Genomic DNA, 10241 nt, shown 5'->3' on the forward strand with positions numbered 1-10241 from the left:
TGTCCGTCGCCGCCCCGGCTTTGGCCCCCGCTCTGGCCGTGCGACGGATGACGCTGACGCGCTTCCGCGGGTACGACTCCGCGCGGCTGGAGCCCGACCGCCGGCCCGTCGCGCTGATCGGCCCGAACGGCGCCGGCAAGACCAACCTGCTGGAAGCCGTCAGCTTCCTCGCCCCCGGCCGCGGCATCCGCGGCGCCCGGTTGGCCGAGGTGGAACGGCTGGGCTCGCCTCCCGGCGCCGGCTGGGCGGTGGCGGCGACGCTCGACACCCCGCTGGGACCGGTGGAGATCGGCACCGGCCGCGAACCGCAAGGCGGAAACCGGACCTCGGAGCGCGACCGCCGGCTGGTCCGCATCGACGGCCATCCGGCCAAGGGCCAGACGGCGCTGGCCGACCATGTCGCCATGGTCTGGCTGACCCCGCAGATGGACCGCCTGTTCCTCGAAGGATCGAGCGGACGGCGGCGCTTCCTCGACCGGCTGGTCTTCGGCTTCGACCCGGCCCATGCCGGCCGGCTGTCGCGCTACGAGCATGCCCTGCGCGAACGCGCCCGGCTGCTGCGCGACGGCCGCTTCGACGAGGGTTGGCTCGGCGCGCTGGAGGACCAGATGGCGACCACCGGCATCGCCGTCGCCGCCGCAAGGCGCGAGGTGGTGCAGCGGCTGCGCGCCGCCTGCGCCCGCTCGGTCGGCCCCTTCCCCGGCGCCGACCTCGCCGTCGCCGGCACGGTGGAACGCTGGCTGGACGAGGGTCCGGCCCTGGCGGCGGAGGATGCGCTGCGCGAGTCTTTGCGCGCCGGACGCCGCGCCGATGCCGACGGCGGCGGCGCGTTGGCGGGGCCGCACAAGAGCGACCTCGCCGTCCGCCATGCGCCCAAGGACATGCCGGCGGCGCTCTGCTCCACCGGCGAGCAGAAGGCCCTGCTGATCGCCATCGTGCTGGCCAATGCCCGGCTGCTGGCGGCCGAACGCGGCATGGCGCCGATCCTTCTGCTCGACGAGGTGGCGGCCCATCTCGACCCCGAGCGGCGCGCCGCGCTGTTCGGCGAGATCCTGGCCTTGGGCGCCCAGGCCTGGATGACCGGCACCGACGAGGGGGTTTTCGACCCCCTTGGCGAGGATGCCCGCCGCTTCCACATCGAAGACGCCCGGATCCGCCCCGGATAGGGGTGGAAATGCGGGCCGAGACCCAGAAAAAAAGCATGCCGATGCACGCTAAACCGCCGAATCCGCAACCGAATCTGTTATAGTCGACGCATGGCACAGGAAGCACTGAAGAACGACCTCCCGCAGTCGGAGCCCCAGCAGGCGGACTATGGGGCGGAGTCGATCACCGTTCTGCGCGGGCTCGATGCCGTGCGCAAACGCCCCGGCATGTACATCGGCGACACCGACGACGGGTCCGGCCTGCACCACATGGTGTACGAGGTGGTCGACAACGCCATCGACGAGGCGCTGGCCGGCTATTGCGACAAGGTCGAGGTCGTGCTGAACGCCGACGGATCGGTCACGGTGCGCGACAACGGTCGCGGCATCCCGACCGACATCCATCCGGAGGAAGGCGTCTCGGCGGCCGAGGTCGTGATGACCCAGCTCCATGCCGGCGGCAAGTTCAACCAGAACAGCTACAAGGTCTCCGGCGGCCTGCACGGCGTCGGCGTCTCGGTGGTGAACGCGCTGTCGGAAACGCTGGATCTGCGCATCTGGCGCGGCGGCCGGACCTGGAGCATGCGCTTCCGCCATGGCAACGCCGAGGCACCGCTGGCCGATGTCGGCGAGGCGCCGATGGTGCCGGAAAAAGGCAAGCCGCTGTCGGGCACCGAAGTCACCTTCATGCCCTCGGCCGAGACCTTCACCAACATCGAGTTCGATTTCGCCACGCTGGAACACCGGCTGCGCGAGCTGGCCTTCCTCAACTCCGGCGTCCGCCTGGTGCTGACCGACGCGCGCGGGGTGGAGCCGAAGGTGCAGAACCTGCATTACGAAGGCGGCCTGGAAGCCTTCGTCAGCTGGCTCGACCGCTCCAAGACGGCGCTGCACAAGCCGGCGATCACGCTGAAGAACGAGCGCCCGACCGAGCATGGCGGCGTGGTTACGGTGGAATGCGCGCTGCAGTGGAACGACAGCTACCACGAGACGACGCTCTGCTTCACCAACAACATCCCGCAGAAGGACGGCGGCACCCACCTCGCCGGCTTCCGCGCGGCGCTGACCCGCGCCATCAACAACTATGCGGCCGAATCCGGCATCGCCAAGAAGGAGAAGGTGGCCCTGTCGGGTGACGATGCCCGTGAAGGCCTGACCTGCGTCCTGTCGGTGAAGGTTCCGGACCCGAAATTCTCCAGCCAGACCAAGGACAAGCTGGTCTCATCGGAAGTCCGCCCCGTGGTCGAGGCGGTGGTGGGCGAGGCGCTGGCCCAGTATTTCGAGGAGCATCCGGCCGACGCACGCCGTGTCGTCCAGAAGGTGGTGGAAGCCGCCGCCGCCCGCGAAGCTGCCCGCAAGGCGCGCGAGATGACGCGCAAGAGCTCGCTCAGCATGTCGTCGCTGCCGGGCAAGCTGGCCGACTGCCAGGAACGCGATCCGGCGCTGTCGGAACTGTTCATCGTCGAGGGCGATTCGGCCGGCGGTTCCGCCAAGCAGGGCCGCTCGCGCCAGTCGCAGGCCATCCTGCCCTTGCGCGGCAAGATCCTGAACGTCGAGCGGGCGCGGCTGGACAAGATGCTGTCGTCGGCGGAGATCGGCACGCTGATCGCGGCGCTGGGCACCGGCATCAGCGACGAGTTCAACGCCGACAAGGCGCGCTATCACAAGATCATCATCATGACCGACGCGGACGTGGACGGCAGCCACATCCGCACCCTGCTGCTGACCTTCTTCTTCCGGCAGATGCCCGACCTGATCGAGCGCGGCTATCTCTACATCGCCCAGCCGCCGCTCTACCGCATCAAGCGCGGCAACGCCAAGGAACGCTACCTGAAGGACGACCGGGCGCTCGAAGAGTATCTGGTCGAGGCGGCGCTGGGCGACCTGTCGGTCCGGCTGTCGGACGGCTCGCTGCTGATCGGCGAACAGCTGTCCGGCCTGGTCGAGCAGGCCCGCACCGCGCGGCCGGCGATCGACACGCTGTCGCGCAAGGTCGGCAACGCCATGGTGGTGGAGCAGGCGGCGGTCGCCGGCACCCTGTCGGCCGCGCTGGCCGACGACAAGGTGGCGGCGGAAGCGGCGGCCAAGGCGGTGGCGGAGCGGATGAACGCACTGGACGCCGACGGCGGCTGGCGCGGCGAAGCCCTGCCCCAGGGTGGCTATGCGGTGATCCGCGCCCGGCGCGGCGTCACCCACCGCCACCTGTTCGACACCGACCTGCTGAAGAGTGGCGAGGCCCGCCGCCTCGACGCGCTGGCCTCCGACCTGAAGCGGGTGTTCGGCACCGCCGGCCAGGCCTTCGAGAAGCAGAAGGAAACCCGCGCCCTGACCGGCCCGGTCGCCCTGTTCGACACCGTGATGGAACTGGGCCGCCGCGGCATGACCATCCAGCGCTACAAGGGCCTGGGCGAGATGAACCCGGACCAGTTGTGGGAGACCACGCTGGACCCGGCCAAGCGCTCGCTGCTGCAGGTCCGCGTCAGCCACGCCGATCAGGCGGAGGAGGTCTTCTCCACCCTGATGGGCGACGTCGTCGAACCGCGCCGCGAGTTCATCCAGGACAACGCGCTCAAGGTGTCGAACCTGGACGTGTGATGCCGGTGCTGGTGTTCGTTTAAGCAAAAGATGAGAAACCGGATCCTAAGTTTGAGACACTTTTAACCGTTGTCTCACGGGAGGCGGCGGGGTTCCTCTCCGGACCCTGAGAGCAAGCAAAGAGGGCGGGGCCAAGATGGCCCCGTCCTTTCTGTTTGCGCTGCCGGTCCATCACCGCCTTCGAGCGGGGGAGCGGCACCCCCGGATGTCAGTCCTTGGGTCGCCACCGTCGGCAATGTGCTGGGACCGGCGGTGAACCGGTTGCCGGCCGCTCCTTGGTCCACTTACCGCCGCCGGTTTCCGGTCAAAATCTCCCTGATTGACCGCGCCACCGCCTGGTACCAGAAATGGGGGTATTACCACCCCTGCTGCTGGTCTGGGCGTCCGTCATCGGCGATCTGCTGGCCCTGGTCGCCGGCATCCAAGACCCTTACCGCGTGTAACCGAGGACCGATCATGTCGTCTTGCCCCTGCGGCTCCGGCCGCTCCTTCGAAGAGTGCTGCGGCCCCATCCTCGCCGGGGAACCGGCGCCGACGGCGGAAGCCCTGATGCGGTCGCGCTACACCGCCTTCGTCCGCCACGACCTCGACCATGTCGAGCGCACCCATGCACCGGAGATCCGCGAGGACTTCAACCGTGGCGAAGCCGAGCGGGTGGCGGACGAGTCCGAGTGGCAGCGGTTCGATATCCTCAGCGCCGGCGAGGAGGGCGATACCGGAACGGTGGAGTTCCTCATCCATTTCCGCACACACGGCAGCGACATGCGCCACCACGAGCGGGCAAGCTTCCGCCGCGAGGACGGCCACTGGTTCTATGTCAGCGGCGAGGTCAACCCCAAGGGCGAGCCGCGCCGCGTGGTCAAGGTCGGGCGCAACGAGCCCTGCCCCTGCGGATCGGGCAGGAAATACAAAACCTGCTGCGGCAAGTGAGCGGAAGGACGCCGCCATGGAACCGCGCTTCTCCTGCACCGCCTGCGGCAAGTGCTGTCACGGCTGGCTGCCGCTGACGCTGACGGACGCCGTCGCCCATGCCAGCCGCTTCCCGCTGGCCATGGTGTGGACGCCGGTGCGCTCCAATGCCCGTTCCTACGAGCTGGCGACCAGACTGGGCGCCTCGGTGCGCCTGCCCAGCCGCAAGACGGTGGCGGTGCTGATCGTGCCGACCGCTTATCTGCCGACCGCCTATCCCTGTCCGGAGTTGAGGAACGACGGGCTGTGCGGCATCCATGAGGACAAGCCGTCACGTTGCCGCACCATGCCCTTCTACCCCTACCGCGAGGAGAAGGATCAGGCCGACCTGCTGGTCCCCCGCAAGGGCTGGCAATGCGACACGTCGGTGGCGGCGCCGGTCGTCTACAGCAATCACGCGATCCTCGACCGTGCCGATTTCGACCGCGAGCGGAACGACCTGCTCGACCAGACGCCAGCGATCCAGCGCTATGCCGATTACATGCTGAAATACATGCCGTGGATCGTCGACGAACTGGCGAAGTTGGCGGTCAAGCCGACCGGCGGCAATCTGGTCACCAGCTTGTCCTCCTTCCTTACCGGTACCCGCCGGCCGGACGCCGCGGAGATCGCCGCGGCCCAGGCCCCGCTGTTCCAGGCGATGGCGGAGCGGACGAAGGGCGATCCGGCGCTGCGCGACTACCACCGCAACTACAGCGGATGGGCCAGGGAGATGGAGAGTTTGGCACGGCGCAAGCCCGCCTGAGAGCGAGGGCTGCTGGTCACCGCGTCCTGGGCGAGCGCAAAGAGGCAAAAGCGGAACCTTCACGGCTCCGCTTTTTTAACGTGCGACTGCCGCCGCCCTCGCCTGCATCCTTACCGCTGTGCCTCGCGCGCCTTGCGGGCCATGTCGTTGAGCGTCGCCACCGCCTCGTCGAAGCGGTGCTCTGCCTCGGCCTGGCGCTGGAAGGCGACACGCTGCACCAGGATCTCGCGCGGCGTCGGCTGCTGCTGGAACAGCGTCATCACCTCGTCGATGAAATCGACCAGCGGCAGATAGCCCGGACGGGTGGATTGCCCGGGGGTGAGGTCGGTCTGGACCGCCGGCGGCACCAGCTCGATGACCTCGATTTTGTCCTTCAGCGCTTCGCGCAGGGCGACCGTGTAGCTGTGCATGGCCGCCTTGGTCGCCGAGTAGGTCGGGGCCGCAACCAGCGGCACGAAGGCCAGACCGGAGGTGACGTTGACCAGGGCCGCATCGGGCTGGCGGCCCAGATGCTCGACCAGGGCGTCGGTCAGCCGGATGGGGCCGAGCAGGTTGGTGGCGACCGTCGCTTCCGCGTCGGCGAGGTCGCGCTGCCGGTCCAACGATTCGAGGCGCATGATCCCGGCATTGTTGATCAGCACGTTGAGAGCCGGATGCTCGCTCGTCACCTGACGTGCGAAGTCGGCGACGCCCGCGGCGCTGTCGGCGTCGAAGGTCATGGCGTGCATGTCCGGACGACCGGAAATCGCCTCCTGCAGCACATCCTTTCGACGGCCGGCGACAATCACCCGGTTGCCGAGATCGTGAAAACGGTGGGCCAGAGCCTTGCCGATCCCTGAACCGCCACCGGTGATCAGGATGGTGTTCCCTTGCATCTTCATGGGCGTGACTTTCTCCGTTGTCCGCCCAAAAGCTATCGCCCATACTCTCCAGATAAAAGTAGGCACCAGAAAGATTTATACGCACCAAAAGGAGAGTGTAGGATGCGCAAGGCTTTGCCCGACCCGCGGATCGAGGCGCGGCGCCAGCAGCCGGCTCCCGAGACGGTCGATCCGGCCATCGAGGCCCTGGTTCACGACATCATCGGCAAGGTGGCCGACAAATGGACCATGCTGATCCTCGAAGCCCTGCAGGAGCACGGCACCTTGCGCTTCACGCAGCTCGGCAAGGTCGTGGGCGGGATCAGCCAGAAGATGCTGACCCAGACCGTACGCCAGATGGAAAAGGACGGCCTGGTGCGGCGGACGGTGCACCCGGTCATCCCGCCCCATGTGGATTACACGCTCACGCCGCTCGGCGAGAGTTTGGGAGCGGCGTTCTGCGGCGTGTGGATCTGGGCGGAGACGCACCACGCCGAGATCCGGCAGGCACGGGCGTCCTTCGCCGAGCGCGAGGCGGCGACATCCCGCATCACGGCAAAGGATTGATGTCCCGGCTGCGGTCGGCCCAGCTCAGACGAGCACGCCCTGGTCCTTGCCGACGATCTTCCGCTTGTCGCGCCGGCCGGGATGACGGGGGTCGGACTCCATCATCTCCTTGAACGCCGCCCAACTGAGGTCGACCGTCGCATTTCCGGCGGAAGGCCCGGCCGAGGGCAGGGCCACGCCGGGTTTCGGCCCGAGGCCCATCGGCCCGCCGGCAGGACGGAGTCGCGTTCGCGCGGTGACGCCCGCGGATTTCACCGGGTCCGGATAGCCATCCTTCGCCCGGCGGTGGAGCGCCATCGCAGCCGTCCGCAAATCATCGTCGGTGCTCATCGGAACGGGAGAGGTCAGCGCCAGATCATGGGCCGCGCCATCGGGATAACGGGCGAAATAATCGTCGCAATTGTCGAAACGGAAACGCGGACTTACCCGCGGCCACAGGCTCAGCACCGGCAGGTGGTTGACGAAGATCACATCGAGCGTCTCCAGCTCGACATTGTAATAGACGAGATCGCGCACCCTGCCGTCCGGCACGATGCTCAGACCGTTGGTCAGGGCACCGGCGGGTATCGTGACGCCGTTCATGACCAGGGGATGCCATTTCGCGATGTAAAGATCGCGCGACGGCACATTCCTCTGCACGGCATGCCTGCGCAGGATCATCGGCAGGCAGATATGCTCCGCCTCCGGCGTGTTGATCAGGCGGGCGGGGATGGTGGTTTTGCCGATCCAGCGGATGGGACGGTAGGCGCCGCTGGCCGTCAGAACATGATCGCCGATGCGCAGCCGCTCCACCGGCACGTCGCCACGATCCGTATAGACCAGGCTGCCCGCCAGATAGCAGACCGGCGTCGTGTAGCTGTAGACCTGCGCCTTGATCTCGAGCTGGTCAGGGCTTTGTAAATCCTGCCAGGCAACGATGACGCCGCCGTCGCTCGTCGCGGCAACGGAGGCAAATTGCTGATCGCCACCGGGGGTGGGGTTGGCGGTGAACTCGCCGCCGAGCTTGGTGCCGTCAGCGCTGAAGATCTGGCCTTTGATCTCGGTTTTAACATTCGGGTCGCCTTGTCCGCTGGCGTCTCTCCAGGTGACGACGAAGCCGCCGTCGCCCAATGCGGCGACGCTGGGTTCATTCTGGTCACCGTTGCCGCTGGTGTTGACGACGAAATTGCTCCCCACCGCATTTCCACCGTCGTCATAGATCTGCGCCATCACGGCGGAGCCATTGCCATCGGCCCCCGCATCGTTGGTTGTCCAGACGATGACAAACCCGCCGCCGTTCAAGGCGACGACCTTTGGATCGATCTGATCCCCCCAGGTTCCCGTGTTGACCGGAAAGTCGCCTGTCACCTCGTTGCCGGAATTGTCGTAAACCTTCGCCCGTATGCCGGTGCCCAAGGTATCGTCGCCGCTGCCCGTCACCGAGCCTCTCGCATCCTGCCAGGTGACGACGAAGCCGCCATTCTTCAGCGCCGTGACCGTCGGCGCGGATTGGGTGTCATCGCCGGGAGCGGCACTGTTCAGGACATCATCGCCGGCGGCACTGTTGACGAGGAATTCGTCGCCTTGCTTGTTTCCGCCGGAGTCGAAGAGCTGCGCTTTGATCGCGGTCCCCGCGCCATCGCCGGAGGCCGCGTCGGCGGTGACCCAAACGACCACGAAATAGCCGCCAATCTGGTTATTCTGATCGGGGTACAATCCGGTGACGCTTGGCGTGCTCTGGTCACCGGCGGTCATCGTGTTGATGGCGAAATCATTCCCCGAAAATCCGTTGTCGGGCGTCCAGATCCGCCCGCGGATTCCGGAACCGTCGGTATCGTCCACCGAACCGTTGGTGTCCTGCCACACCATCACCACGCCGAGGGGAGCGCTCGATGCCTTCAAGGTCGAAACCTTTGGCATGCTTTGGTCCGAGTTCGTGGTGGTGTTGATCTGGAAGTCCGCGAACATCGAAAGATTGGAGCCGACGATTTGCCCGCGAATTCCCCGACCGCTGGTGTCGGGAGAGGTCCCGCTTGCGTCGGTCCAGGCGAGGAAATATCCGTAGCCGTCCAGCGCCGTCACGCTGACGTCCGACTGAGAGCCGGCGGTTGCAGTGTTTATGGAAAGCTCAGTGCCGTTTGCGACCAAAGCCATAACTTTGGAACTCCAATCCGAAAAAAGAAATGCAGATGAATGGGTCGCACAACCCGTGAGGATTTACGGCGGATGCCGGCCGGCTTTGGAGAAGGCGCCGGGCGTCATCGCCGGTCTCTGACCGACGGGTGGCGCGCAGACCGGCAGGTGATTGGCAGGCAGAGGGCGGACAGGCAGGGAGAAGCCGGCAGCCCCCTGAGCGGCGCGGAGTGCGACGATGGAGCGAAACGGATGCGATCGCCGGAAGACATATCGTTACTCCCGCTGGGATATTTCACCCAACGATAGTGGTGCCTTCACTGTTCGAGTATCCCAAGAGTGTGTGACCCCCCTGGCCGGCGGGGTCAGCGCATTCCGCTCGGGGACGGGGCCGCCGGGGGAAGCCGGGCGGGAAGGTCGAGGATGACCGCCGTTCCGTCGGCATCGGACTGGATGGTCAGAACGGCGCCCAACCCTTCCGCCCGGCGCCGCATGTTTCCCATGCCGTAGCTGCCGGGACGGTTGTCGGCGCCGCCGCGCCCCCGGTCGCGGACACACAGGCGGACCCCCTCGCCGGCCATCGGCGAACGGCCGGCCTCGAAACGCAACTCCGCCGAACCGCTGTGACGCAGGGCATTGTTGGCCGCTTCCTGAAGGATGCGGAAGATGGCAAGCGCCGCCCCCGGATGCAGCCCCTTCAGGTCGGGCAAGCTGCCGACTCGCCAGACCAGCTCCACCCCGTGGGCGGCGACCTGCGGTTCGATCCGCTCGCGGAACAGGGCGAGCATGACCGCCAGATCCTCGCCGTAATCGTCGAGCGAGGCGACGATCAGCCGGAGGTCGGCCAGCGCGGCCCGGACCGTCCCGGCGACCTCCGCCTGCCCGACCTCGCGCAGTTCGCACAGGGACAGGATGGAGACCAGCTGTCCGGCGATGCCGTCATGCAGGTCGCTCATCAGACGCACGCGCTCGGCTTCCAGGGTGGCGGCGTTGGCCTGCTTGCGCTCGCGCTCGAAGCTGAGCAGCAGAGCCTCCTCGGTGGCGGCGACCTCCCGCGTCAGCCGGCTGTTGAACTGGTCCAGCATGTTCATGGTGACGGCGAAGCGCCACATGAACACGGCGCTGAAGGTGGTCAGCAGCAGGGGGGCGGCAAACCGGCTGAGCCGTATGCCGATGTCGTCGCCGCTGTTCAGCAGGGTCATCAGATCGTGGGAGGCCAGGATGAAGGTCAGCAGGAAGGCGCCCAGC

Annotated in this window: 8 protein-coding genes; 5 read left to right on the forward strand and 3 right to left on the reverse strand. The window is 67.0% G+C overall.

Annotated features, from left to right (window positions below):
• From recF to I71_RS01820, 4 genes are all read left to right on the forward strand, one after another.
• A partial coding sequence (gene recF / locus I71_RS01805; RefSeq protein ID WP_042689431.1) for a DNA replication/repair protein RecF occupies positions 1-1166 on the forward strand: 1166 nt, incomplete at its 5' end.
• A gap of 90 nt (positions 1167-1256) precedes the next feature.
• Positions 1257-3740: a DNA topoisomerase (ATP-hydrolyzing) subunit B gene (gene gyrB / locus I71_RS01810; RefSeq protein WP_042689435.1), complete on the forward strand. Its 2484-nt coding sequence runs from the start codon at positions 1257-1259 to the stop codon at positions 3738-3740.
• 456 nt (positions 3741-4196) lie between these two features.
• Positions 4197-4670 (forward strand): YchJ family protein, encoded by a 474-nt coding sequence (locus tag I71_RS01815; protein WP_042689437.1) that lies wholly within the window; start codon positions 4197-4199, stop codon positions 4668-4670.
• Positions 4671-4686: 16 nt separating this feature from the next.
• Positions 4687-5454, forward strand: a complete 768-nt coding sequence (locus tag I71_RS01820) for a YkgJ family cysteine cluster protein (RefSeq protein WP_042689440.1) — start codon at positions 4687-4689, stop codon at positions 5452-5454.
• A 110-nt stretch (positions 5455-5564) separates the two neighbouring features.
• Here I71_RS01820 and I71_RS01825 read toward each other — a convergent pair whose 3' ends face one another.
• Positions 5565-6335 carry an SDR family oxidoreductase gene (locus tag I71_RS01825; RefSeq protein WP_042689444.1) on the reverse strand — a complete coding sequence of 257 codons (771 nt, stop codon included), beginning with the start codon at positions 6333-6335 and terminating at the stop codon, positions 5565-5567.
• 102 nt (positions 6336-6437) lie between these two features.
• On the opposite strand from I71_RS01825, the gene I71_RS01830 reads away from it, so the two are divergent.
• A complete protein-coding gene (locus I71_RS01830; RefSeq protein ID WP_042689446.1) occupies positions 6438-6881 on the forward strand; it encodes a helix-turn-helix domain-containing protein in 444 nt (147 codons plus the stop codon).
• Between the two features lie 24 nt (positions 6882-6905).
• Here the strand turns inward: I71_RS01830 and I71_RS01835 are convergent, their stop codons facing one another.
• Both I71_RS01835 and I71_RS38115 read right to left on the reverse strand, forming a co-directional pair.
• Complete coding sequence (locus I71_RS01835; protein WP_042689448.1) at positions 6906-8942, reverse strand: Hint domain-containing protein; 2037 nt, start codon at positions 8940-8942, stop codon at positions 6906-6908.
• Between the two features lie 416 nt (positions 8943-9358).
• A partial coding sequence (locus tag I71_RS38115) for a sensor histidine kinase (protein WP_375731162.1) occupies positions 9359-10241 on the reverse strand: 883 nt, incomplete at its 5' end.

It is taken from the genome of Azospirillum sp. B506 (genome assembly GCF_000333595.1).
In the GTDB taxonomy this organism is placed as follows: Bacteria; Pseudomonadota; Alphaproteobacteria; order Azospirillales; family Azospirillaceae; genus Azospirillum.

Coding starts and splice junctions, on each gene's coding strand:
- I71_RS01825 (WP_042689444.1), bottom strand. CDS start 6,335: ATGAAGATGCAAGGGAACACCATCCTGATCACCGGTGGCGGTTCAGGG.
- I71_RS01820 (WP_042689440.1), top strand. CDS start 4,687: ATGGAACCGCGCTTCTCCTGCACCGCCTGCGGCAAGTGCTGTCACGGC.
- I71_RS01815 (WP_042689437.1), top strand. CDS start 4,197: ATGTCGTCTTGCCCCTGCGGCTCCGGCCGCTCCTTCGAAGAGTGCTGC.
- gyrB (WP_042689435.1), top strand. CDS start 1,257: ATGGCACAGGAAGCACTGAAGAACGACCTCCCGCAGTCGGAGCCCCAG.
- I71_RS01830 (WP_042689446.1), top strand. CDS start 6,438: ATGCGCAAGGCTTTGCCCGACCCGCGGATCGAGGCGCGGCGCCAGCAG.